Origin of the sequence: Peribacillus sp. FSL P2-0133, from assembly GCF_037975445.1 — a bacterium.
Classification (GTDB): Bacteria; Bacillota; Bacilli; order Bacillales; family DSM-1321; genus Peribacillus; species Peribacillus simplex_E.
Map to the genome: position 1 here is coordinate 4,271,083 of NZ_CP150254.1, position 23,717 is coordinate 4,294,799.

Annotated in this window: 24 protein-coding genes; 5 read left to right on the plus strand and 19 right to left on the minus strand. The window is 42.6% G+C overall.

Annotated elements, in window-relative coordinates; translation table 11 throughout:
- Positions 1 to 14: 14 nt before the first annotated feature.
- From MKY17_RS20525 to MKY17_RS20535, 3 genes are all read right to left on the minus strand, one after another.
- Positions 15 to 1,334, minus strand: a complete 1,320-nt coding sequence (locus tag MKY17_RS20525; protein ID WP_137018167.1) for a DRTGG domain-containing protein — start codon at positions 1,332 to 1,334, stop codon at positions 15 to 17.
- A 71-nt stretch (positions 1,335 to 1,405) separates the two neighbouring features.
- Positions 1,406 to 1,630: a hypothetical protein gene (locus MKY17_RS20530; protein ID WP_339200518.1), complete on the minus strand. Its 225-nt coding sequence runs from the start codon at positions 1,628 to 1,630 to the stop codon at positions 1,406 to 1,408.
- Between the two features lie 197 nt (positions 1,631 to 1,827).
- Positions 1,828 to 2,508 carry a metal-dependent hydrolase gene (locus tag MKY17_RS20535; protein ID WP_098369969.1) on the minus strand — a complete coding sequence of 227 codons (681 nt, stop codon included), beginning with the start codon at positions 2,506 to 2,508 and terminating at the stop codon, positions 1,828 to 1,830.
- Between the two features lie 119 nt (positions 2,509 to 2,627).
- Between MKY17_RS20535 and MKY17_RS20540 the strand changes: the two genes are divergently transcribed.
- Complete coding sequence (locus MKY17_RS20540; RefSeq protein WP_339200519.1) at positions 2,628 to 3,725, plus strand: Xaa-Pro peptidase family protein; 1,098 nt, start codon at positions 2,628 to 2,630, stop codon at positions 3,723 to 3,725.
- Positions 3,726 to 4,215: 490 nt separating this feature from the next.
- On the plus strand, positions 4,216 to 4,650 hold the full coding sequence (locus MKY17_RS20545; RefSeq protein WP_141993998.1) for a universal stress protein: 435 nt from the start codon (positions 4,216 to 4,218) through the stop codon (positions 4,648 to 4,650).
- Positions 4,651 to 4,705: 55 nt separating this feature from the next.
- Here the strand turns inward: MKY17_RS20545 and argH are convergent, their stop codons facing one another.
- Complete coding sequence (argH, locus tag MKY17_RS20550; RefSeq protein ID WP_144551124.1) at positions 4,706 to 6,085, minus strand: argininosuccinate lyase; 1,380 nt, start codon at positions 6,083 to 6,085, stop codon at positions 4,706 to 4,708.
- Entirely contained in the window at positions 6,082 to 7,287 is a 1,206-nt protein-coding gene (locus tag MKY17_RS20555) for an argininosuccinate synthase (protein ID WP_144526551.1), read from the minus strand. The genes argH and MKY17_RS20555 overlap by 4 nt, the downstream gene beginning before the upstream one ends.
- 212 nt (positions 7,288 to 7,499) lie before the next feature.
- Between MKY17_RS20555 and MKY17_RS20560 the strand changes: the two genes are divergently transcribed.
- Positions 7,500 to 7,814, plus strand: coding sequence for a hypothetical protein (locus MKY17_RS20560; protein ID WP_283897859.1), 315 nt, complete (start codon positions 7,500 to 7,502; stop codon positions 7,812 to 7,814).
- Between the two features lie 58 nt (positions 7,815 to 7,872).
- Here MKY17_RS20560 and MKY17_RS20565 read toward each other — a convergent pair whose 3' ends face one another.
- From MKY17_RS20565 to MKY17_RS20580, 4 genes are all read right to left on the minus strand, one after another.
- Positions 7,873 to 8,385: a MogA/MoaB family molybdenum cofactor biosynthesis protein gene (locus MKY17_RS20565; protein ID WP_339200520.1), complete on the minus strand. Its 513-nt coding sequence runs from the start codon at positions 8,383 to 8,385 to the stop codon at positions 7,873 to 7,875.
- Positions 8,382 to 9,224, minus strand: a complete 843-nt coding sequence (locus MKY17_RS20570; protein WP_339200522.1) for an EcsC family protein — start codon at positions 9,222 to 9,224, stop codon at positions 8,382 to 8,384. Before MKY17_RS20570 ends, MKY17_RS20565 begins: the two co-directional genes overlap by 4 nt.
- A 210-nt stretch (positions 9,225 to 9,434) precedes the next feature.
- Positions 9,435 to 10,640 carry an acetate kinase gene (locus MKY17_RS20575; RefSeq protein WP_339200524.1) on the minus strand — a complete coding sequence of 402 codons (1,206 nt, stop codon included), beginning with the start codon at positions 10,638 to 10,640 and terminating at the stop codon, positions 9,435 to 9,437.
- Between the two features lie 177 nt (positions 10,641 to 10,817).
- Positions 10,818 to 11,804, minus strand: a complete 987-nt coding sequence (locus MKY17_RS20580; protein WP_098369961.1) for a class I SAM-dependent methyltransferase — start codon at positions 11,802 to 11,804, stop codon at positions 10,818 to 10,820.
- Between the two features lie 553 nt (positions 11,805 to 12,357).
- On the opposite strand from MKY17_RS20580, the gene MKY17_RS20585 reads away from it, so the two are divergent.
- On the plus strand, positions 12,358 to 12,675 hold the full coding sequence (locus MKY17_RS20585; protein WP_144526548.1) for a hypothetical protein: 318 nt from the start codon (positions 12,358 to 12,360) through the stop codon (positions 12,673 to 12,675).
- 168 nt (positions 12,676 to 12,843) lie between these two features.
- Here the strand turns inward: MKY17_RS20585 and tpx are convergent, their stop codons facing one another.
- From tpx to MKY17_RS20630, 9 genes are all read right to left on the minus strand, one after another.
- Entirely contained in the window at positions 12,844 to 13,344 is a 501-nt protein-coding gene (tpx, locus tag MKY17_RS20590; RefSeq protein WP_034309176.1) for a thiol peroxidase, read from the minus strand.
- A gap of 173 nt (positions 13,345 to 13,517) precedes the next feature.
- Positions 13,518 to 13,994, minus strand: coding sequence for a GerW family sporulation protein (gene ytfJ / locus MKY17_RS20595; protein WP_098369959.1), 477 nt, complete (start codon positions 13,992 to 13,994; stop codon positions 13,518 to 13,520).
- A 14-nt stretch (positions 13,995 to 14,008) separates the two neighbouring features.
- The gene (locus MKY17_RS20600; RefSeq protein ID WP_339200525.1) at positions 14,009 to 14,701 is read right to left on the minus strand and encodes a DUF2953 domain-containing protein; all 693 of its coding nucleotides are present in this window, start codon (positions 14,699 to 14,701) and stop codon (positions 14,009 to 14,011) included.
- A gap of 99 nt (positions 14,702 to 14,800) precedes the next feature.
- Positions 14,801 to 15,340, minus strand: coding sequence for an RDD family protein (locus MKY17_RS20605; RefSeq protein ID WP_260399618.1), 540 nt, complete (start codon positions 15,338 to 15,340; stop codon positions 14,801 to 14,803).
- Positions 15,341 to 15,352: 12 nt separating this feature from the next.
- Complete coding sequence (sppA, locus tag MKY17_RS20610; protein ID WP_339200527.1) at positions 15,353 to 16,354, minus strand: signal peptide peptidase SppA; 1,002 nt, start codon at positions 16,352 to 16,354, stop codon at positions 15,353 to 15,355.
- A 307-nt stretch (positions 16,355 to 16,661) separates the two neighbouring features.
- Positions 16,662 to 17,657: a 4-hydroxythreonine-4-phosphate dehydrogenase PdxA gene (gene pdxA / locus MKY17_RS20615; RefSeq protein WP_098369955.1), complete on the minus strand. Its 996-nt coding sequence runs from the start codon at positions 17,655 to 17,657 to the stop codon at positions 16,662 to 16,664.
- A complete protein-coding gene (locus MKY17_RS20620) occupies positions 17,657 to 18,949 on the minus strand; it encodes a four-carbon acid sugar kinase family protein (RefSeq protein WP_339200528.1) in 1,293 nt (430 codons plus the stop codon). The genes pdxA and MKY17_RS20620 overlap by 1 nt, the downstream gene beginning before the upstream one ends.
- 29 nt (positions 18,950 to 18,978) lie before the next feature.
- Entirely contained in the window at positions 18,979 to 19,953 is a 975-nt protein-coding gene (locus tag MKY17_RS20625; protein WP_063232702.1) for a 2-keto-3-deoxygluconate permease, read from the minus strand.
- Positions 19,954 to 20,108: 155 nt separating this feature from the next.
- Positions 20,109 to 21,776 (minus strand): PrpR N-terminal domain-containing protein, encoded by a 1,668-nt coding sequence (locus MKY17_RS20630; RefSeq protein WP_339200530.1) that lies wholly within the window; start codon positions 21,774 to 21,776, stop codon positions 20,109 to 20,111.
- Between the two features lie 328 nt (positions 21,777 to 22,104).
- Between MKY17_RS20630 and MKY17_RS20635 the strand changes: the two genes are divergently transcribed.
- Entirely contained in the window at positions 22,105 to 22,905 is an 801-nt protein-coding gene (locus MKY17_RS20635) for an NAD kinase (protein WP_098369952.1), read from the plus strand.
- Between the two features lie 36 nt (positions 22,906 to 22,941).
- Here the strand turns inward: MKY17_RS20635 and MKY17_RS20640 are convergent, their stop codons facing one another.
- The gene (locus tag MKY17_RS20640; protein WP_339200531.1) at positions 22,942 to 23,712 is read right to left on the minus strand and encodes a TatD family hydrolase; all 771 of its coding nucleotides are present in this window, start codon (positions 23,710 to 23,712) and stop codon (positions 22,942 to 22,944) included.
- Between the last annotated feature and the right edge of the window lie 5 nt (positions 23,713 to 23,717).

The window sequence follows — 23,717 nt, forward strand, 5'->3', positions numbered from 1 at the left end:
ATCCTTTTTATTTTTCATGATCGGTCCAGCAATTGGCAAGTCAACATCGCCTTGCCGACAAGTTTGCCTTGGTTAAACACCTCGACATCCACTTTTCCGAATTTACGTCCTACATCAAGGACACGCGGATGGATTTCAAGCGTACTGTCGATCTGGACTGGCTTGATGAAGTAGATCGTCATGTTTTCCACGACCAAGTCACCGCGCTTATAGCTTCGAAGTGCACGGTTTGCTGAGTCGGTGACCAATGTCGTGAACACACCGCTTGAAATGGTCCCAAGGTAATTGGTCATCTGCGGAGTGACGCCATAGTTATACACTTCCTCGCCCTTGCCACGATTCGAAGTCATTACAAGCTGGCTTGTAATCGTATCGTCGATCGTTTCGCCGACCTGTGGCTGCCTTTGACTCATTTGCAGTGCCTTCAGCACATCCTGCCTGCTCACGATTCCCTTTAGGATATGGCTGTCATTCACGACCGGGATTAACTCAATCCCTTCCCAAACCATCATATGTGCAGAAGATGCCACACTCATTTTATCGCCTACGGTCATCGGGTTTTTCGTCATCACCTTATCAATGAGCGTCAGCTCTTCCTGTCCGATGATATCTTTTGATGTGACCATTCCTTGAACCTTCATATTGTCATCGACAACAGGGAAACGGCTATGCCCGGATTCCTGATTCAGTTCATGCCAAGTCTGAACCCGGTCACCCACAGTCAAAAAGGTCGTTTCCTGTACGGGTGTCAAAATATCCTCCACCAGCAAGATTTCCTTTTTGATCAATTGGTCATAGATCGCCCGATTGATCATCGTTGCGACGGTAAACGTATCGTAACTCGTTGAGATGACTGGCATCTCCAATTCATCGGCTAACCTTTTAACGGGCTCTTCCGTATCGAATCCCCCGGTGATCAGCACCGCTGCACCCGCTTTTAACGCGTGCTCGTGGGCCTGTGTACGGTTCCCGACGATCAGCAGGTTTCCTGCCCCTGTATATCTCATCATGGCATCCAGCTTCATCGCCCCGATGACGAATTTATTTAATGTCTTATGAAGTCCCGTTTTCCCACCAAGAACTTGTCCGTCAACAATATTGACTACTTCTGCGAAAGTGAGCTTTTCAATATTCTCTTTTTTCTTTTTCTCAATACGGATCGTGCCTACCCGCTCAATCGAGCTCACGTAGCCCTGGTTCTCCGCCTCTTTAATTGCCCGGTATGCCGTACCTTCACTAACATTCAATGCTTTCGCAATTTGACGGACGGAAATCTTTTCGCCAACAGGGAGCCCATCGATATGTTTTAATATTTGTTCATGCTTTGTAGCCAAGCGCTTCACCCTTTTCACGGTATTCCTATTCCCCATTATAAGGTCAAAGAGCCTAGTTTATCAAACAACTACTAGTATTGGCGCAACCTTTTGTATTCCATCTTGCGTTTTACCTTTTGTTTCTTAGGAGAATATAGTATGCCCGTCAAGTTTCCAGCTACCGCCAACAATGCAAACAACAGCCAGGATCCCGCAAACAGACTCTCCAGACCGCCACTTTCCAACGACAAACGCGGCACGGCATAATACAGCATCACACCGCATAAAAGCAAACACAGCAATAATCTCTGTTTCATCCAATCCCCCCTTTTTTCTCATCTATTCATTTTATGCCTGTGAAAGGAAAAAAGACTTGGCTGCAGAACGAGACTTTACTTTCCATTGCTGGAATCATCTGCGTGAAAGGCAATACTGAACGGAGATCAGTCAATTCGGTCGGCTATGCCAACACGTTACACAAAAAAACGGAAGCCCCTGCAGGCTCCCGCTCCTATTAAAATTCTATTTCATCCCCGGCTTCCATGATCAGTCCATTTCCCTCTTCAAGCAAGTCGATGAATTTGTCAGGATCCTGTTTGATGACAGGGAAAGTATTGTAATGAATCGGCACGACTTGTTTGGCTTGAAGGAATTTCGCAGCAAGTGCTGCATCTTCAGGCCCCATGGTGTAATTGTCGCCGATTGGCAAGAATGCCAAGTCAATCGGATGTCTCTCCCCAATCAGTTTCATATCGGAAAATACCGCTGTATCCCCTGCGTGATAGATCGTTTTCCCTTCTAACATAAGCAATACGCCAGCAGGCATTCCTAAATAAATGATTTGCCCCTCTCCGTTATTGAATCCCGTTCCATGGAAAGCTGGCGTCAGTTTCACTTTTCCAAAATCGAACTCGAAAGCTCCGCCGATGCTCATCCCGTGGGTCCTAACTCCTTGAGCACCCAGGTAGTCGGCAATTTCTGCAATGCCGATGACAAGTGCATCATGCCTTTTGGCCAATTCAACCGTATCACCGACGTGGTCATTATGGCCATGTGTTAAGATGATCACATCCGGTTTCACATCTTCTACCTTCAAATCGGTCAATTCGTTTCCAGTAATGAATGGATCGATTAAAATCGTTTTACCATTCGTTTCTATTTTTACAACTGCATGTCCATGAAAAGATACTTTCATTTTTGATGCTCCCTTCCCATACCCACTAATTTTTTTTAGTAGCTTTCTTAGGCCTTTCCCATTTACTATACTTTTAAATATTGCTAAGGTAATTATATCTTATTAATGGAGGTATCGTCATGAATGAACGTTTGACAGAACTACAAAATTGGTTACAGGCCAATGAGGCAGAAGCCGCTTTACTTACATCTACAGAGAGCATCTTCTATTTGAGCGGTTTTTATAGTGATCCACATGAAAGACTGCTAGCACTTGCGACTTTTGCAAATGCCGACCCACTCCTTGTCTGCCCGCAGATGGAAGTCCCGGATGCTAAACAGGCAGGATGGGCTGGAGATATCATCGGTTACACCGACATTGAAAATCCTTGGGAAAAAGTTAAGCAAGCAGTGAAGAATCGCGGGATAACCATTAATACAATGGCCATTGAAAAAGAGCATATGAATGTAGAACGTTATGAAAAGGTCCAACAATGCTTCGGAGCACCAAAGCTCGTTTCCGCAGAAGAAAAACTTCAAAGGATGCGAATGATCAAATCGGAAGATGAAATGGTCAAAATCCGTGAAGCATGCCGACTTGCCGACTTTGCGATCGAAGTGGGTGTCAGCGAAATTCATGAGGGTAAAACGGAAATGGAAATCCTTGCAGCGATAGAATACGAATTGAAAAAGGCCGGCGTCAGCCAAATGTCTTTTTCCACCATGGTCCTGACTGGTAAAAATGGCGCTTCCCCACATGGCACACCCGGGAACACGAAGGTTCAGCGCGGTGACCTTGTCCTCTTTGACCTGGGCGTCGTTCATGAAGGGTACTGCTCTGACATCACTAGAACGGTTGCTTACGGAGATATCAATGATAAACAGGCAGAAATATACGAAACTGTACTTAAAGCACAAGAAGCTGCCGTTGCAGCCAGTAAACCTGGTATATCCTGTTCCGAGATAGACTTGACTGCCAGAAACATCATCAGGAATAAAGGATACGGTGAATTCTTCCCGCACAGGCTCGGGCACGGACTTGGGATCAGCGTCCATGAGTATCCATCCTTGACTGAAACGAATTCGCTTGAACTTCAATCCGGAATGGTTTATACCATCGAACCTGGCATATATGTTCCAAATGTTGCCGGCGTCAGGATTGAAGATGATCTACTGATCACCGATACCGGCTGTGAAGTTTTGACCAAATTCCCGAAGAGCCTGCAAATCATAAGGTGATGATGTGTTAACCATTTAATATATCGAAACCCGGATACCCCCGCCTTCATTTAAGACGGGGGTATTTATTATTCAAAATTCATTTCAACTAATCGGTCCGAACCAGATATACTCTTCCTTCATCATCATTTAACCATCTTTCAGTGGTGAACCTTGATTCATATTCATTTACCCCTGACATAACCACACTATAATAGAAGAGAAAAGCCAAGGCTTGAAATGGTTATAAATCTAATTTTGATTTTCCTTTATAATGCTGTTCTCAAGAATATTAAACTATGCATTATATTTATACTTGCTTTTGCATGCTTTGATATATTTCATTTATATTTTTCACATCACATCTTAAGGTTTGAATCATTTTTTCATTTTGCGATTTCCAGATCATTGGCTAAAACATTCGCTAATTTGTTACAATTGAAATCAGATCCATTAGGTAAAACATAGTATAATAGGAATATAATAGAAGGAGGAGATTCACTTGAATAGTATAGATTATAAAAATATTCTTGTAGCAGTGGACGGTTCGGAAGAAGCAGAGTGGGCCCTAAAAAAGGCAATCTATTTAGCAAAACTCAGTGACGCTACCCTTGTGCTCACACATATCGTGGATACAAGGAATTTCCCTACTGTCGAAGCTTATGATATGACTATCCGTGATCACTCTGAAACCTTTGCCAATGAGCTATTGGACAAGTATAAAACGGAAGCCATTGCCTCCGGGATTGCAAAGGTCCAAACAGAAGTTGCATATGGTTCTCCTAAAGTTCAAATTCCAAGGGATTTAGCGAAAAAGCATTCAATCGATTTAATTGTTTGCGGTGCAACAGGCCTAAATGCAGTCGAACGTTTCCTCATCGGCAGCGTGTCGGAAGGCATCGTTCGCCATTCAAAATGTGATGTAATGATCGTGCGTACGAATTGATAAAAGAAAATGATAAAAAGCTCGTTCGCCAAATTGGTGAACGAGCTTTTTCCTGTTATTCACTTACAAGTTTTTCCGCTTTTTCAATCGCCAGCAATACTTGGGCAAAACCTGTACCGCCCGCACTGTTACGGCGTTTAACGGCCTCATAAGGATTTAATGCATCATAAATATCCTGTTCAAACAACTCGGAAGCTTCCTGGAATTGTTCAATGCTTAGGTCCACTAAATAGCAGCCATTCTGGACACAGAACAATACAAGCTTCCCGACCACTTCGTGCGCCTTACGGAAAGGCATACCCTTTGAAGCCAGGTAATCAGCTAATTCCGTCGCATTCGAGAAGTCATTTTTTGTTGCTTTTTCCATTACTTCTGTTTTCACTTTCATCGTTGAAATCATGCCGGCAAATATTTTAAGTGAACCAACAATGGTCTTAACCGTATCAAAAACGCCTTCTTTATCTTCTTGCATATCTTTGTTATAAGCAAGCGGCAGTCCTTTCAAAACAGTCAATAACCCCGTTAGGTTCCCATAAACCCGTCCTGTTTTACCACGGATCAATTCCGCCATATCAGGGTTTTTCTTTTGCGGCATGATGCTGCTTCCCGTGGAAAATGCATCATCCAATTCAATGAATTGGAATTCCTGGCTTGACCAGAGAATGATTTCTTCGCTGAAACGGGATAAATGCATCATCATTGTCGCACTGTTGCTCATGAATTCAATGGCAAAATCACGATCACTCACCGCATCAAGGCTGTTTTCGTAAATCCCCTCAAACCCCAATAACTCGGCACTGAGGGCACGGTCAATCGGGAAAGTAGTCCCAGCTAATGCCCCGGCACCCAATGGAGAGATGTTAATCCTTTTGAAACTCTCGGTGAAGCGCTGCTTATCACGCTCAAGCATCCAAAAATAAGCCATTAAATGGTGGGCAAATGAAATGGGCTGTGCACGCTGCAAATGTGTATAACCTGGAATTAGTGTTTCCACATTTTTCTTGGATTGTCCCAAAATCGCCATTTGCAAATCATTGATGAGTTCCAGAATCACTTTCGTTTGGTTACGCATATACAGATGAAGGTCGGTTGCAACTTGGTCATTACGGCTTCTTCCTGTATGAAGCTTTCCGCCAACTGGACCGATTTCGCTTATTAGCATACTTTCCAGGTTAAGATGGATATCTTCCATCTCAACCTTAAAAGTCAATTCACCCTTCTCAGCTTTTTCCTGTAAAGTTTTCAGACCCGCAATGATCTGATCCGCATCTTCTTCAGGTAAAATGCTGCATTTCTTTAACATGGTTACATGAGCTAAACTGCCTTGAATATCTTCAAGGACAAGTTCCTGGTCAAAGGAAATGGAAGCTCCAAACTCATCTACCCATTCTTCGGCAGATTTCGTGAATCTTCCTCCCCAAAGCTTGCTGCTCACACTGTCACCTTCTTGTTAGTGACCATGCTGTTCACTTTCGTTGGAAGTCCCCATAACTTAATGAATCCAACTGCTGCATCATGATCGAATTCGTCAGCTTTTGTATAAGTAGCCAATTTTTCGTCATATAGGGAGTACTCGGATTTTCTTCCTTCAACAATCGCATGACCTTTGAATAGTTTCACACGGACCGTACCGGTTACATTCACTTGTGTTTCTTTCAGGAATGCAGCCAAAGCTTTTTGAAGCGGAGAGAACCAAAGTCCTTCATAAATCAATTCAGTCATTTTCTTCTCGATCACCGGTTTGAAGTGAGCCAATTCTTTTACTAGCGTGATATCTTCAAGTTCTTTATGTGCAGCAATCAATGTCATTGCACCAGGAGCTTCATAGACTTCACGCGATTTGATTCCTACTAATCTATTTTCAACGTGATCGATACGTCCAACTCCGTGCTTGCCGGCAATTTGATTCAACTCGACGATCAGGTCAGCCAATTTATAGTTTTTATCATTCAATGTAACCGGCACACCTTGTTCAAAACCAATTTCAATGATATCAGCTGTATCTGGCGTACTTTCAAGGCTTGCAGTCAAATCATATGCCTCTTCCGGCGGAGCTGCCCATGGATCTTCCAGGATTCCACATTCGTTACTTCTTCCCCAAAGGTTTTGGTCAATCGAGAATGGACTCGCCATGCCAATCGGAACGGGAATGCCATTTTTCGCTGCATATTCAATCTCCTCTTCACGAGACCATTTCCAGTCACGAACAGGTGCAAGAACTTGCAAATTAGGGTTCAAGGCGGAGATGGATACTTCGAAACGCACTTGGTCATTTCCTTTTCCCGTACAACCGTGCGCAACGGCTACCGCGTTTTCCGCTTCAGCCACTTCCACTAATTTCTTCGCGATCAGCGGACGTGATAAAGCTGATACCAATGGATATTTCCCTTCATACAAAGTATGTGCCTGAAGAGCCGTCAATGCGAATTCATCAGCGAATTCGTCCTTCGCATCAATGACATAGGAACTTACCGCACCGACAGTGATCGCTTTTTCTTTAATGAAGTCCAAATCTTTCCCTTCACCGACATCCAAGCAGCATGCCACAACTTCGTACCCTTGATCTTGTAACCATTTAATTGCAACGGAAGTATCCAAACCTCCGGAATATGCTAAAACAACTTTTTGATTTTTCATTTTCATCGTCCTTTCATGTGAATAAAAATTCATCGTTTGTTATTTTTATTCAATCTATGATTAGTACTTTATCATCTTTATTAATGGAATACAAGTAGTATTTCAAACATTTTGCTAAATAATTCGCTAATATTTCTGGGAATTTACACATTGGATGCTTACGCAAGAATATAGTAAACTAGGAGTATGAAAAATCGAAAAGCGGAGGTCATATGAAAGAACTATTTATCCATGATGAACGGCTTGGCATCCCAATTCCTGATTTGAACCTAGAGTGGGATGAATATACAAAAGGCGAGCAACAGCAAATACTCGTACATTGGGAGAATATCCGGGGAAGCATCCCGGACCGCATCAAGGAACTGGAATCCACCATTAACCGAAAGCAGTTTCGGCTTTCCGATGAGAGCAATTTCGCCAAATCATGCCAGCTTAATTCCGAAATTGCGGAACTTGCTTCCATCATCAATGATTTATGGCTATGGTATCGTGCCAATCAAGGCGTAACTGAAAAGATGCATAATTAAGGCTTATTCCATGCAAAAAAAGCCACAGTTTAAAACTGTGGCTTTTTTTGCATCCCTCTTATAAATCCTTGCGAAGTTCACCAACGACATGTCCCAATTCCGGGAGAATCAATTTATTCATCGCAAGCCTAACCGCCCCTGAAGAGCCTGGGGTGGAAAAAACCGCTTTGTTGTTCACGACTCCGGCAATCGCCCTGGATAGTATGGCGGCAGACCCGATATCCTCTTGATAGCTGAGCATTCGAAAAATCTCGCCAAAACCGGGAATTTCCTTGGTCATCAACTCTTTGACCGCCTCGATCGTCACATCCCTATTGGCGATGCCAGTGCCTCCATTTGTTAATATGACATCGACCGTGCTGCTTTGGCTACCGGAATTGACCGCATCCTGAATCGCTTTCCGCTCATCTTTAACGATTACATAATCCGTCACTTCATGCCCTTTCGACTTCAGCAATTCCATCATCAGTGCTCCGCTTTTATCCGTTTCTTCATTTCGCGTATCGCTGATGGTTATCACCATGCAGCGAACTGCCTCCGTGATGGCTTTTTTATGATTCTTGACACTCATTCTTCATCAGCCTTCTTCTCAAGTAAATAACGGTACTGATAGAACTTCTGGGCAAATTCACTGACACTCCGGGTCATTTGATAATTGGACCCAGCCCCTATGGCCATGCTGATGAACGGTATGCCCCGAACCAGTTTTTTTCGGAAAACAGTAATGGATAATGCTTTCAACAGCTGCTTCAGCGGCTGTTCCATCCAGGTAGGGTTGGTCAGTTCTTCGATTCCTAAATAAAAATAATCATCTTCTGCAGTCTGGACCTCGCGGATCAATTCTTCCCAAGCTATTCCTTGGAGCCTCTTTGGCATCGCTCCTGCATTGAATACCTTAAGGGCCAGCATCATTTCAAACGGTGTATTCACCTCAACACCATAAGACATCGCAATCAGCTGTACGATCCTGACATTGATGACCGTCATGGCCGGAATATCGCTCCCTAGCAGAAGCAGGCCTCCTGATCCGCTCATCCCGCCTTGTGCAAATGAATATAAGCGATGCTTAGCGATATGCTGATTGGCTATGTAATTCAACTGATCGATCGATAAGTGTTTCAAATCACTCAACGTTTCGATTTCTTCATTAAACACGCGCGCAGATGCTAAAATCCGCTCTCTTGCATCTATTTGAACTTGTGAGCTCTGAACCATGGCATGCAAATGAAAAAGCCAAGTATCAAGCTTGTCAAAAAATTGTTGTTGGATGTTTTCCGGAAGCAGGGCAAACCCCTGCTCCAACCATTTATCATACAATGCAGCCAGATCCGTTGGCTCATATTGATAAAGTCTTTCCTGCCATTCACTAATTTCATTCAAAAGTTTCATTTCCCGGTTCGTGAATTCCATGCATCAAGCCTCCTATGTACAGAATTGGTGGATTCTCCCTTAAGTATAACATAGAGAAAAGGTTTTCAAAGAATAGATGATGGCGACCCAGCGTTCAAGGGGAGCGGTTTGCATGGAGATAAAATCCATGGGAAGGCGGATTTTGAGGATGAATTTTCATGGGAAAGACCCCTTACCAGAGAGATAAGGGGGTCATTATAAAACAGGAAGTCATATTTTCCAAGTTTCGCTTAAAGCTATTTTCATGGTATCCCTGACAATCATGATTTCTTCATTAGTGGGGATGACCATGACTTTCACAGGGGAATAGGGTGCATTGATGAACGCTTCCTTACCCGAGGTGCGATTGAGATCCTTATCCCAATATACCCCCATGAATTCAAGCCCCTCCAGGATTCGCCCCCTAATGGTTTGACTGTTTTCACCGATGCCCGCTGTAAAAATGATGCCGTCCACACCTCCCATTTTAGCTGAATAGGAGCCTATGTACTTGTGAATCCGGTCTGCGAACACTTTAAGTGCGAGTTCAGCCCGCTCATTGCCTTTATCCGCTTCAACTTGAATATCGCGCAGGTCGCTGGAAAATCCGGAAAGGGCCAGAATGCCGCTTTTCTTATTCAGGACATCCAGAACTTCATCTGCTGTTTTTCCCGTCTTCTCCATGATATAAGGAATCAGTGCAGGGTCGATGTTCCCTGAACGCGTTCCCATAGTAACACCGGCCAATGGTGTAAATCCCATTGATGTATCAATTGATTTGCCGCCCTTTATGGCCGTAATGCTTGCACCATTCCCTAGATGGCACGAAATCAATCGAAGCTGTTCAATTGGGCGGCCAATCATTTCGGCAGCCCGCTGCGATACATATTTATGTGAAGTTCCATGAAACCCATACTTCCTTATTCCGTAATCTTCATAATATTCAAGAGGTAAGCTGTACAAATAGGAACCTGCCGCCATCGTTTGATGGAAGGCAGTGTCGAATACCGCAACCGCTGGCACATCATCCAGTATTCGCCTGAAGGCTTTGATTCCGGTGATATTGGCGGGATTATGAAGGGGCGCCAACTCGGAAAGCTTTTCGATTTCCTCTATTACGTCTTCCGTAATCAAGACCGAGTCCGTGAATATCTCACCGCCATGCACCACCCGATGCCCTACGCCATCTATTTCTTCAAAGGAGTCAATGATGCGATGTTCAATCAGCTTTTTCAATAAAAGCCCTACAGCTATTTCATGATTGGGTATATCCATCGTTTCAGAAATCTTTTCGCCTTCGACGCTTAAGGTAAATGCGGAATTTTTCAAGCCGATTCTTTCTACAAGACCTTTTGTAATTACTTTTTCACTTGGCATCTCAAAAAGCTGAAACTTCAATGATGAGCTGCCCGCATTAATAGCCACGATTTTTGACATCCATCCTGCTCCTTTACTCTAAGCTAGTTCCTCCAATGTTCATCCCAACGAAACGTGCAGTGTATTGTACAATCTTATCATGGCAAGAGGATTCAACCAAATAATAATGAAAAATTGCAAATAATCACTCTTTCAAAAAAAAAGAAAGCCAATGCCTGCGGCATCAGCTTTCATTGACTATTTTTCCTCTTTAAACCAATCGTCCATCTGTTGCATGACAGACCTGGTCGCTTCGAAATCCGACAACTTCGGAAGTTGTACGAGCAATGCCTTCTTCGGTGCTTCGATACCCTCTTTTTTCTTTTGGAGGATCAGGATGCTTTTCGCAGCCGCTTCACTCTTAAACATGGAAAGCGGCAGTTGCACCATCCCTTGGATATGTGTATGCTTCTTCAGGAAATCATTGAGTTTCGGAGCTTCCTCCGAGACGAACAGGTTATTCGGGACAATGAAGAATAGGTGTCCGCCATCCTTCGCGTGTTTAACACCTTGTTCAATAAACAAATGGTGTGCATACGAATGTCCCTTATCAGCCTTCAATTCATACTCAGCTGCACGCACATCATTCGGGTAATAACCTATCGGCAAATCACTGACCACAACATCTGAAGGATCGATGAAAAGCGGCTCCAAGCTGTCCTGGTTGAAAAATTCCAGCGGGTGTTCTTGCAGGTTGGCACCTGCGTATGCAAGCCTGATCAAGGTTTCATCAATCTCGACACCATATGAAGCGATGTTTTTATCAGTAAGTTGATTCAAGATCGCAAATAGTAAATTCCCCGTTCCAATGGCAGGATCGAGCATGACTATCTCTTTTTGATTCTTGGTGAATTTACCGACTAAATAGCTGACGAACATGCCGACTGCATCAGGGGTCATATGATGATTCGGCTGAACGCTCTGCTGCATGCCTTTTAAAATAGCAAGCTGATACGCTTTACGGATTGCTTCCTTCTCATATTTCTCCGGTGAAAAATCTGCATAATGCTTCACTAACCTTTTCTTCGATACTTCACTGATTTCCTCCTGCAGGACTTTCCCTTGGAAGAAATTCTCGCCCGTTTCACCCAGGGCATCCAGATACGTACATGAAAGTTCACTTTGCAATATTTGGGCTGTTTCATCAAATTCATAAAATAATTGTTCAACTGGGGTAGACTTCACTTATTAATTCCTCCTGTTTGCTTCTGTCCCTATTTTATAGGTAAGAAGAAAGAGATACAAGCCGTACGTCCTGCTTATCATTCTTCGTTTGTTTAACGTAACTATTTTCCGATTTGAAAGTCCGCATATGAGGAAATTCTCGCACGCCACTCTTTTTTCAAAATTTTTAACCATGAGTAATTAAAAGGTAAATAAAATACAGGGTGTACAATTTGGACGTTGATTTCCGCTCCAGGCACTCGCTTTCCGCGGGCGGTCTGGGAGCCTCCTCGGCTTGCGCCTGCGGGGTCTCCCTAGACACGCTTTTCCCGCAGGAGTCTCGCACCTTCCTCTCCAATCATCTTTGTTATAAAATTTAGATATAACCATACCCGAGGAGTTGAAGATATTGCTTTAGGTCAGTTGGTTCGGGAACATCATTTAATCACAGTTACGTTTTCCGAAACCCTTTTGTCTACAAACTGAAATAAAGGGTTGCTGCCCTGATTTTTTATTACTTGGAAAGGCTCAATGAATGCCCAAACAGAATACCATACATGAGGTGGTGATTATTATGGATAATCAATATCAATACTATCATGGGCAGGTTAATCCGATAAATCAGCAACATGATACACAGTCAGCAGATGAATCTAACAGGCAACAACAAGGGTTTCAAGAAGGGTTTAGACAAGGATATCGCCAAGGGTATCGACAAGGGTATAGGGATGGATATCGAGCAGGGCAACAAGCGGGGTTTATTCCAGGACCTCATCAAAGACAAATGCCGTCGTGGCCTAATGAAATTGACATAAAAGTTGGTACACCTAATGGTCAAGAGTGGTCTGGCAAAATTGTTTTACCACTGAATGGTCCGAGTTTGGAGCCATAACTAAATCAAGCATATAATGATAAAAACAGTGTATTAGAAACGAACTGTATTGGTCGGCACTCAAAGTTTAATATACACAGCTCCATTGAAAATCAGGCAAGAATAACATCCGTTAAAAGTTAAAACAAAAAACCGGGCACATAGCGCCCGGTTTCTTAGGATTGCATCTTATTTTGCCGCTTTAGCCGCTTCGATTGCACCTTCGTAATTTGGATGGTTAGTGCCTTCACTCACATATTCTACATATGTGATTTCATCAGAGCTGTTCACTACGAATACAGAGCGGGCCAATAGACGAAGTTCCTGCATGACGACACCATATGCTTCACCGAATGAAAGGTCACGGTGATCGGAAAGAACTTGAACATTGTCCAAACCGCTTGCAGCACACCAGCGTTTTTGCGCGAAAGGAAGATCGTTACTGATCGTCAGTACTTTCACATTATCCAATTTTGCCGCTTCTTCATTGAATTTACGTGTCTGTGCATCACATACACCTGTATCCACGGATGGAACCACGCTGATAATGCGGACAGAACCTTTGGAGTCGCTTAATGTAACCGGTGATAAGTCATTAGCCAATACTGTAAAATCAGGTGCTTTGTCCCCAACTTTTAGTTCTTGTCCCACTAAAGTGATCGGGTTGTTTTTAAATGTAACTGAAGCCATTAATAATTCCTCCCTTTTCTGCTATATGTACAAGCATAATCATATTTGTTTTACCGGAATTTTGCAATAAATTGAATTGGGAAATGTGAATGGTGCTTGTACATTACATACATGCTTTTTATGTTGATGGAATACTGCAGCAAAAAGAAAACTCGGCGGGTGCCGAGTCACAGTTAGAAATCTATATCCTGTTTAGGTTCTTGATACCTCTTTACAGCTGGTTGACTGCCGCCTTGATTACTGCCTTGCTTTTGATTACTGTCTTTCTTGGATAGCATGGACTGAATTTTATCGACGACTTGAGGAGCTAAATCCATCATTTTTTCGAGAAGATGTGTCCCTTCATCCAGATGAATCATTTTCACCCCATGGGAACCGACAATCAAAAAAGCAATTGGTGTTATGGAAACCCCACCGCCGCTACCGCCGCCAAAAGGCTGCTTGGAACCACCTTGCTGTCCTTGATGGTTCCCATCCATCATAAATTCGCTGCCACCGGCTGCAAAACCAAATCCCACTTTGGATACGGTTAAAATGACACTTCCATCCGGAGTCTCCACCGGATCCCCGATGATCGTGTTCACATCAACCATTTCTTTCAGATTTTCCATAGCTTCTTTCATTAAACCTTGGATCGGATGATCTGACATTTAAATTCCTCCCTCTAGAACGATTGTTTATTGGAATCATCTGATAGCTTCGCTAATTTCCTCGACTTGAAATGCGGCTTTCCGCCTTTCCTATAACGAAGCAGTTTTATTCCAGTCACCATAGCTTGCCCGATTCTAAATTGTAATATGCAGGAAATCGACGTGTTTGCCTGCCATCTCTGAAAGTCGGGTGTAATGGAATAGGAGGGCATGATCCGGAAGTTGAAATAGGTTGTCAGCAACCCGATGATTGAACCTTTAAGTGCCCAGCATGCTCCAGTTAAAACACCGGTGTGTGCAGCGTTTTTAGTACCGACCATACTATGCCAGGTGAATTTTTTGACTTGGACTTTCCCTGTGAATTGACGGACGATCCTATGAAATCCGATTATATGCTGAAGCATCTCCAGACTGTCTGCGAATCCGTCACGCAAATCTTCGGCTGTAATTTTTTTCTTTTCTTCCTTTTCGGTTTTTCCGGTCATTTCTTGCTCTTCCTTTACTACTATAGCCGTAGAGTCATCTTCCATTTTGATGACCGGAACCTTGAATGTATAGTGAAAAAGCCCATACCAAGCTGATAATTTAATATGTATTTGGTCATTCGTTTGGATACGTTTGTAGTCGATATACACTCTTACATTAGTGAAAACAACAATCAGCAGCACTAAAATGAGGATACCTATAATCAACAAAAGCCACTTCATGCACCCACACCCCTTCAGCCTATCATTATCGGCATATGCAAAAAAAATAAACCTGCAAAAGCGAAAATCCCGCTCTTACAGATTTATGAATGGAAGAAATCATCTTCTGATCAACACAACGCCCGTGTCTGCAAAGACATCATGCAATGCCTGTTTCTTCGGTAAAAGCCCTGCCAAGAGATAGCCAATCCAAGTGACTTTTGAAATATAGCGGCCAATCAGCTCCCTGAACAATATCGTACCCCATGAAATGGTTTTTTTCTCTTCCTTCAATGCCACGACTTTCAGTCCAAAAATCATCTTGCCAAGGGTTTGGTTCAAGAATTTGGTCATCAAAACAAAGTATAAGAAGAATACGACCCCCGTTAAGAAGCCCTCCGCGGAAAACCAGAGATCATCTGTCCCTTCATAAAACTTGAAGATCGGATGAATCAAAATCCGGTTCAAACTTCCGATAACCAATAGATCGGCTAGATAGGCCCAAAACCTCATCCAAAAACCTGCAAAATGCACTTTCTTGACTCCGTCATCATCCACGGTCTTATTGGCTGGTGTAAATTCCTGCTGAACGGGAACCTCTTGATCTGCCATTAGATTGGATGAAGCGATTTGTTCATTGTTTTCATTTCGTTCCGTCATCCTTCAGCCCCCCTATTCCGCATACAAATACATTAAGCGTGGAGAATTTGAAGAGGAAAGGATTTTTGTCAAGACTGCCGTTTCCACATCATTTCCCAACATTTTTTGCGCACCCATACTGAATAATGAACCAAAACCTGCCTCATCTGTATAACGGATAACTTGAGCATCCTTTTCACCGATATCCGTTTTCATTGCGGCAATTACATCATCCAAATGGCCGAAATCATCGATTAGATGGTTTTCTTTAGCCTGACGCCCATCATAAATGCGTCCATCGGCAATTTCCCTTACTTCCTTCTCTGTCATACCGCGTCCGTCTGCAATTACTTTTACAAATTGATCATAAGAATTATTAATCATATTTTGCAGTATTTCACGTTCTTCCCCAGTCATCTCCCTGGTCGGGCTCATAATATCCTTGTGTGGTCCGCTTTTGATGGTTTCGAACTCGACACCATATTTCTTGGCCAGCTTCTCGTAATTATACCCATGCATGATGACGCCAAGTGAACCCGTCATCGTTTCTGGGCTAGCATATATCTTATCGGCTGGTGCAGAAATATAATATCCGCCGGAAGCCGCCATAGACCCCATGGAAACATAGACAGGTTTTTTCACTTTCTTGATATCAAGGATCTTGTCATAAATCTCTGCACTTTCGACGACACCGCCTCCTGGAGAATTGACCCGAAGGATGATTCCTTTGATATCATCATTTTCCTCTGCCATCTTCAGCTTATCCATGAAGGCACGGTGATTATATGTTGCTGAACTAAGTAATGAGGCTTCTCCTGTATCTTGAATCGTGCCCTCTACATCAAATACGGCAATAACATTTGAGTAATCATCGCCTTCTATGACTTCCTCGTAAAATGCACTTTCGGAAGCAAATAATTCATCAATGATATTTTCCGTATCCGCTGTAAATAGAGTCGTAACCGCCCCAACAGCAATAGAGACAAAAAATAAAACGGCTGCGATTCCAAGTGCCGCCCAACGCTTTCCATTCATCTGTTTTCCCCCTTAAATATATGTATCCTTCTTACCATACGAACTAATGATGAAAATGTTTCATTCCATGATAAACTAAGACATATAAAATTGTAGCAAATAATCCTCTAATTGGAAATGCATTGGTGCATTTTGTACAATTTGCATATACCTTTCTTTCCTATTTATACAAAAGAGGGATGATGTTATACATGCAAATAAAAAAATTTCCTCAAGTTTCTAATTTTGAGCCGGAGCAGGCCATGCTTTAAACGGAAAATCAGCCAAACTAAAAAGCTGCCGGGATTCATCCCGGCAGCTTCTATATTTATTGCTTTGGAGCTAATTCAATTGCTGACTGAATGGCCGCAAGCATGCTTTTTTCATCAGCGATATTCTTCCCGGCAATATCAAATGCTGTCCCATGATCTACGGAAGTTCGGACTATGCCGCCCTTGAGCCCTACGGTAATATTGACTCCAGCCTCAATTCCCATGACCTTGATCGGGGCATGTCCCTGATCATGATAACAGGCAATGACAATATCAAAATCTCCACGGCCAGCCCTGAAGAACAATGTATCTGCAGGAAGCGGCCCGCTTACATTGATTCCCTCACCCTGTGCCCGTTCTATTCCAGGCATTAATTTCTCTTCTTCTTCACCATTTCCAAATAAGCCATTTTCCCCTGCATGGGGGTTTATACCACAAACAGCGATGCTTGGGTTTTGAAAGCCCGCCTTTGTCAGCGTTTCATGTGCAAGCTTAATCACTCTGTACGTCCGCTCAGGATTAATGCTTTCGATAGCTTCGATCAGCCCCATATGAGTCGTCAAATGGATGACCTTTAAATTGGGAGTGGTCAGCATCATCGAAAAGTCATCTGTACCTGTAAGATCAGCAAGAATCTCTGTATGGCCAGGGTACATATGACCACCTTTGTGGAGCGCTTCTTTATTCAAAGGGGCCGTACAGATTGAATGAATTTTCTTCTCCTTTGCCAAGTCGATGGCCTTTGCCAAAAATTTAAAGGCGCCGTCTCCCGCTAGAGCAGAAACCTCTCCAAACGGAAGGTCCAAAGGCAGGATGTCCAAATCCAGAACATCTATCGAACCGAACTCATACTTCGCCTCTGCAGGATCTTTAATGGCATGCACCATCCCCTCAAAGCCTACGATAGGCTTTACCTTTTCTATTATTTTCGCATCTCCGATAATAAGCGGCCTGCACTGTTGATACACCTCAACGTGGGCCAATGCTTTTACGATAATTTCCGGGCCAATACCCGCCGCATCTCCCATAGTAATTCCGATAATGGGTCTCATCAAGCATTCTCCCCTTTCAACTTATTCAACGCATGGATAAATACGTCCTCTGAACCAAATCCTCCAGCTTTCGTGACGACATAAATAGCGTCATTACCCAAGAATTTGGAGATAGGGACTCCTATTTCCAGTTCATCAAGCAATTCGAAACCTTTTACATCCCATAGATTGCATATTTGCTTGGCTGTATCGCCGCCGGTCATTGTCACACCTTTAAAATATTGTTTCTCTAACAGGACAGAACATACTGTGCCAATCGCTTTCACAATCTCGTTGCTGACCTGAGTATGAGTAAGGCCTTTAGATTCGCCCGTTTTCCAAGCCATTTCAATATCCGCTTTTTCTGCAGTGGAATAAATGACGACATCCTGCCCTTCTGCTGCCATTTGGATGGCCTCATGATAGACTCTCCTGATTTCCTCTGTTCTTTCCCGGTCGTCCCCTACAGCTTTATGGGACTCGAATGATATTGCATGTACCTGTATCTGTTCCAACATTTTTTTCAATTGTTTCCGTGAATTCTTATTTACACTTCCGATCACCGTAAGGACCGGCGAGCTAGAATTAGGGATCGTCAATCGATTTACCTTTTGTGGAATGGAATAATGGTCAGGCAGGTAATTGGCGATTCCTGCCGATCCCGCCCAGGCCAATTCAAGATCCATTTCCTTTGTATAATTCAATATGTCTTTCAAATGCTGCTCTTCGGTTGCATCGATGATGATATACGTTATCGAATCGTCTATAAACCCTTTTAACTTATTGTTCACATGGTTTTTGCCTTTTTCCAAATCTCCCACTGTAATTGTACCAATTCGATGTGATGTCTGGGAACCAATCAACTCTGGCAGATATGATTGGGTCACAGGCGTTTTTGGATCCTTGGAAATCTCTGTTTCGCCAAGAGGGATGCCATTTAAATAATGGGTAGAATCCAGAATGGATCTTCCATTTTTGGGATACCCTGGAGCAATCATGACTAAATCCGGTTTTATAGCATCATACATGGCATCCATTTCAGCACCGATATTTCCGCGCATTGTCGAATCCAGCTTTTTGAAGATCGTTGAGAAGCCAGCCTGCTTTAAAAAACCTGCTGCTGCCTTGACTTTATCGTAAGCATCTTGCCTCTCCAGTGAGCGGCTGTCTGTATCAAATACGACGGCATCATAATTTCGTACATTTTCTTCATCCAATCCAAATAGTACGGTCGTTTTAAGACCATGTCGAGCTAATTGGACCCCGCTATCATTGGCACCCGTTAAATCATCCGCTATGATCGCTAATTTCATTTTCAATCCCCTCCAAAACATGGGCTAGCCTAATTATTGTATTTAGCCACTCCACCCTTCTTATCCAAGTGCTTGGATAGGAAGCCGATGAATATCGGGAGAAGGATAGCTGTTGTCACGACACTTGCTGCAATTTGAACCGTAGCAAGCTCAGCATGGATTCCGAATGAGGCATTTGCTGCCACGATAGCTACCGGGGTCCCGACAGCATTACCCGCAGTGGAACCTTCGGAAGCACCGACAATAGGGTTCCATCCTATCCATTTAAAGATCAGATACCCTCCTCCACCAGTTAGGAGAACTGTAATCACACCAAGTAATACCCCACTTAATCCTCCTTGGATTATCGCTGTGAAATTAATCCCCATACCTAATGAAAAGGCAAAGAACGGAACAAGCTTATCGCTTCCTTTAGAAAGGAAATCTTTCATCTCGGAATCTAAATTCCCCAATACCACCCCGACTAGCAGCGGAAGCAATACGGCAATGAACGAAGTTGGAGAGAACATGCCATCAGCGAAGCCCATTGTCCCGAAAATAGCAAGTGCTACCATTGTTAAGAATGGACCGTCACTTAAGGCGAGAAATGGGTAGGCGGCCTTGTCTTCTTCCTTCCCATACTGACCGGCTAATGCAATATAAAGCCCGCCATTGGAATTTGTCATGGCTGCAATAATTGCCAATGGTGCCATTCCTAAAAATAATCCGTTACTATCGGCCAGCCAGAATCCTAGTAGCCCGACCAGCGCTCCTAACACCCATTTATATGTTAAAAGTGTAACGCCCTTTTTTACCGAAGTTCCTGCTGTACGAAGATTGATTTGCGTTCCGGCAATTAATAGGAATAATGCTATCAAAGCACTTGAACTGTTCACGAACAGTGCTTCCGTAAAACCGCCAATCCTTAATAGACTAGGAAATAATGTATTGATAGTGGCTGCCAGCAATAGCGGAACAACCATCATCCCCCCTGGGATACGATCAAGCGTTGCTTTAATTCTCATAATAAAAACCCCTTTGTTTTATTATTAAAGCGCTTACAAACTTTATATTAGAATATGATGTTAATAAAAGCAACACTTATGAAAATATAAAACTATTTTTAATGAAAATAGTTTAAAAATGCAACACTTTAATCAAAAAAAAAGCAAACTTAAAGTCATTCTTTAAGTTTGCGCCATAATGTTGCCCGGTTGATACCCAATCGTTCGGCAGTTTTCGTTTGATTATAATTTTCCTCTTTAAGAACTCGCTGAATGATATACTTTTCCATTTCTTTTAGCGTCGCTTTTTGTGAAACGAAGATATCAGTCGGAATGTTATTATCAGCTATTATTTTCTCGATCGTTTCCTTTCGTATCACATACTCTTGTTCATTCAAGGCTATTTGCTTAATTAATTGTTTTAAATCGTCAATGTTGTTAGGATACGAATACTCTTCCAGAAGTGCAAGGGCATCACTTTTTATATTCATCGCCGTTGTTCCGTACTTCTGATGATAATAGGATAAGAAGAATTTCGTTAAGTTTCCTATATCGCTCTTACGTTGCGATAAATCCTGCATATGAATCGTATTTATTGCAAAATTTCCAGCAATGGCTTCGTTGATTTGAACATTTGCTACAATGAATATCGATAGACTTTTTCTGCAGCAAGTGCTTAGAAATTCTCTTAATGGTTCATAATCCTGCAGACAATCGATATTCTTCATAGTTATGGTGCGGATATGCTCAAGAGGCAGCTTGTTAAGATCAGCTTCCTTGAATTCTTTGAAATCAATTGTAAGGAGATTTCCATTTTTTGTTTGTTCATTATGTATATGATTGACAAGAAACTCTTTACCCGTCCCTCGATTTCCTTTTAAGTGAATGATTTCATGGTTCTTATAGAGTGCTGTTACATTTTTGATCAGAACGGTATCCAAGGCAATCGGTTCTGAGATAGAAGCTGCCTTGATCTGTACACCTTTTTGATCGAATCGTTTCATTGGACTGGCATCTAATACATAAACCCCATATGACGAGTACAAACCATCATGCCAAAAGCCGTCTACCTCTATACTGCTGCCATCGTGTGAAAAACTGGTATGCAGCTGCTTACTTACGTTCACTTCTCCATTCATGCTTCTAAATTGATCATCGGTCAATGGATTGGAGTCAAAATCAGTTAAATGCTCATAGACGATTTGATTATCACTATTTAAAATGACGATATTTTGGACTTCTTTGACTAAAAGCCTTTCAAACATCCTATTGATGTCGCTTTTGTATTGAAGATAGGTGATCATTTCCTTCGCATCATTGATTGCCCTTATGATTGATTCCTTTCCCGATTGAATGAGGAATCCTTTCATGCCATAAGAGATGGTTGTATTGATTGTAATCACATCACCAACGATCTGTTTATAACCCTCGTTTTTCAAAGTCAAAATGAGAGGAGCAACATCTTTTGACTCACGGACCGTATAAACCTGTAAAGGAAGGTCCAATAAGTCGATTATCGATTGGGCACCTGATGTTATATTTGAAAATCCCACGATCGCCGTTTTATCTTTAAGCTCACTGGCTAATGTCAGGGAACGAATCATATCATAACCGGAAAGGTGCATGTCGATCACTGGGATATTGACGGATTTCTTAATTAACTTGGCCGTTCCTCCCCTGCTGATTATAGCATCCGCTCCGTTTTCCTCTTCCAATTTCGCAAGTTCCACACCCTTTTCCAAGTCTCCTATTGAATACCCTATTCCTAAATCTGGATAAAGAGGCACGCACGCTTTAATTATTGGAATCATTGATTCATACGGGGCAATGATATGTACTTTCATACACATAACCTACTTTCTTATATATCCGAACCCTATTCACCATTTAATCATATACCCATTGTATGACAGGGATTGAAAGAGCCCTTATTGAGAATTAATTATACCATCATTCGCTTTTCACTTCCTAAAAGGAACTGCTTCGCTATCCAGTTAATCACTCTTTCTTCGATACTGCTTCCTCAAACGAATAACAAAAATGCTTCATTCCATGATAAACTATGTCATATAAAAGTGTACGAAATGTGCAGCTTCATTTTGTACTGGCGGCTTTCCCTTCTTGAAAGAAAAGAAAGCCCTTTCATCACCATACATACTAGGGGGGTACATGATGAACACTCGAAGGAATATTTATTTTTTCCATGCACCGAATGCAGAGATGATCAGCAAGGTGGAATACTTGTCAGACTTGGCGAAGCAACATTCGTATGAAGTCATCCAGGATTTCACGAAAGCAAACATCATCGTAAGCATCGGTGATGACGGCACATTCCTGCAGGCAGCCCGTAAAACCGGATTCAGGGATGACTGTTTATATGCGGGCATTTCCACCACAGGTAACTTGAATATGTATTGCGATTTCCACTTGGAAGACAGTGATAAAATGATCGATGCCATGACAAAAGAGCAAATCGAGGTACGTAAATATCCAACTATCGCTATCCAATTGGACGATCAGCCCTCCTTTTATGCCCTTAATGAACTCAGTATCCGGTCTTCCATCACCAAAACGTTCATCATGGATATTTTCATTGATCAACTCCATTTTGAAACTTTTCGCGGGGACGGGATTATCATTGCGACCCCGACTGGAAGCACCGCCTATAATAAATCAGTCAATGGGGCCGTTGTCGATCCTCTCCTCCCTTGCTTTCAAGTGAGTGAACTTGCTTCCGTCAATAATAATACCTATCGGACCCTAGGTTCCTCATTTATTTTAAGCGGTGATAAGACGTTGACCATCCACCTTGAAGAAAACGGACCAAGCTATCCGATCATTGGAATGGACAATGAAGCACTAAGCATCAATCATGTCGAAAAGGTAAAGGTCCGGTTAAGCGGTAAAGTCATCAAGACCGTTAAGCTAAAAGACAATTCCTTTTGGGAAAAGGTTAAAAGAACCTTTCTTTGAACTAAAAAAAGGTACCGGGTATGGTAACCGGTACCTTTATATATGATAAAAATCTTTCGTATTTTGATAAAGGATTTCATAGACATCCTCAATCGGCAATCCTTTAATCGAAGCAATCTGACGCACACTCTCATGCATCATGCCGGGATGGGTCCATTTCCCATTGAAAACCCCTTCAAACGGCCATGGTCCATCCGTTTCAATCATCATCAGCTTAAGTGGGTATGCAAAAACTAATTCCTGTATTTCTCTCTCATAACAAACATCAGGTGTAATCGAAATGCGGTAGCCCTTTTCGGCCATTCTTTCGACTGTCCGGATATCGCCTTTAAACCAATGAAAGTGTGCCTTTGTGATTTGATGCTTATCCAAAAGGTCGCAAACGATGGGTGCATCGTCATGTACGGCATGAAGGATAACCGGCTTTTCAACCTCTTTAGCTAAGGTCAGGAACCTCTCCAGTATCACTATATACGCTGAGTTATCAATATCGGGATTTTCCTGCCTTAAGTAATAGGGCAGCCCAACCTCACCTATGGCAACCATATCTTGACGATGTTCCCGCATCCAGTTCAAAAGTTCGTTCACTTCTTCATCGCTTGGGAGGGGCTGCTCTGGATGAAAACCAAAGGCAGGCTTTATTCGTGAATCCTTCAGTGAGAGCTGATAATTGTTAATCGAAGAGGCCAAATTCATGGAAACAGACAGTAAGGATTCCATATGAACCATTTCCATGTCAGTCAGAATCTGCTTCCGCTTAACAACATCATACCGGTCCAAATGGATATGACTGTCGATGATCCTCAAGTTTA

What these genes read in the sequence shown, in the direction of transcription:
- MKY17_RS20530 (WP_339200518.1), bottom strand. Translation starts at nt 1,630, where the DNA reads ATGAAACAGAGATTATTGCTGTGTTTGCTTTTATGCGGTGTGATGCTG.
- MKY17_RS20535 (WP_098369969.1), bottom strand. Translation starts at nt 2,508, where the DNA reads ATGAAAGTATCTTTTCATGGACATGCAGTTGTAAAAATAGAAACGAAT.
- MKY17_RS20540 (WP_339200519.1), top strand. Translation starts at nt 2,628, where the DNA reads ATGAATGAACGTTTGACAGAACTACAAAATTGGTTACAGGCCAATGAG.
- MKY17_RS20555 (WP_144526551.1), bottom strand. Translation starts at nt 7,287, where the DNA reads ATGAAAAATCAAAAAGTTGTTTTAGCATATTCCGGAGGTTTGGATACT.
- MKY17_RS20560 (WP_283897859.1), top strand. Translation starts at nt 7,500, where the DNA reads ATGAAAGAACTATTTATCCATGATGAACGGCTTGGCATCCCAATTCCT.
- MKY17_RS20565 (WP_339200520.1), bottom strand. Translation starts at nt 8,385, where the DNA reads ATGAGTGTCAAGAATCATAAAAAAGCCATCACGGAGGCAGTTCGCTGC.
- MKY17_RS20570 (WP_339200522.1), bottom strand. Translation starts at nt 9,224, where the DNA reads ATGGAATTCACGAACCGGGAAATGAAACTTTTGAATGAAATTAGTGAA.
- MKY17_RS20575 (WP_339200524.1), bottom strand. Translation starts at nt 10,640, where the DNA reads ATGTCAAAAATCGTGGCTATTAATGCGGGCAGCTCATCATTGAAGTTT.
- MKY17_RS20585 (WP_144526548.1), top strand. Translation starts at nt 12,358, where the DNA reads ATGGATAATCAATATCAATACTATCATGGGCAGGTTAATCCGATAAAT.
- tpx (WP_034309176.1), bottom strand. Translation starts at nt 13,344, where the DNA reads ATGGCTTCAGTTACATTTAAAAACAACCCGATCACTTTAGTGGGACAA.
- ytfJ (WP_098369959.1), bottom strand. Translation starts at nt 13,994, where the DNA reads ATGTCAGATCATCCGATCCAAGGTTTAATGAAAGAAGCTATGGAAAAT.
- MKY17_RS20600 (WP_339200525.1), bottom strand. Translation starts at nt 14,701, where the DNA reads ATGAAGTGGCTTTTGTTGATTATAGGTATCCTCATTTTAGTGCTGCTG.
- MKY17_RS20605 (WP_260399618.1), bottom strand. Translation starts at nt 15,340, where the DNA reads ATGACGGAACGAAATGAAAACAATGAACAAATCGCTTCATCCAATCTA.
- sppA (WP_339200527.1), bottom strand. Translation starts at nt 16,354, where the DNA reads ATGAATGGAAAGCGTTGGGCGGCACTTGGAATCGCAGCCGTTTTATTT.
- pdxA (WP_098369955.1), bottom strand. Translation starts at nt 17,657, where the DNA reads ATGAGACCCATTATCGGAATTACTATGGGAGATGCGGCGGGTATTGGC.
- MKY17_RS20620 (WP_339200528.1), bottom strand. Translation starts at nt 18,949, where the DNA reads ATGAAATTAGCGATCATAGCGGATGATTTAACGGGTGCCAATGATAGC.
- MKY17_RS20625 (WP_063232702.1), bottom strand. Translation starts at nt 19,953, where the DNA reads ATGAGAATTAAAGCAACGCTTGATCGTATCCCAGGGGGGATGATGGTT.
- MKY17_RS20630 (WP_339200530.1), bottom strand. Translation starts at nt 21,776, where the DNA reads ATGAAAGTACATATCATTGCCCCGTATGAATCAATGATTCCAATAATT.
- MKY17_RS20635 (WP_098369952.1), top strand. Translation starts at nt 22,105, where the DNA reads ATGAACACTCGAAGGAATATTTATTTTTTCCATGCACCGAATGCAGAG.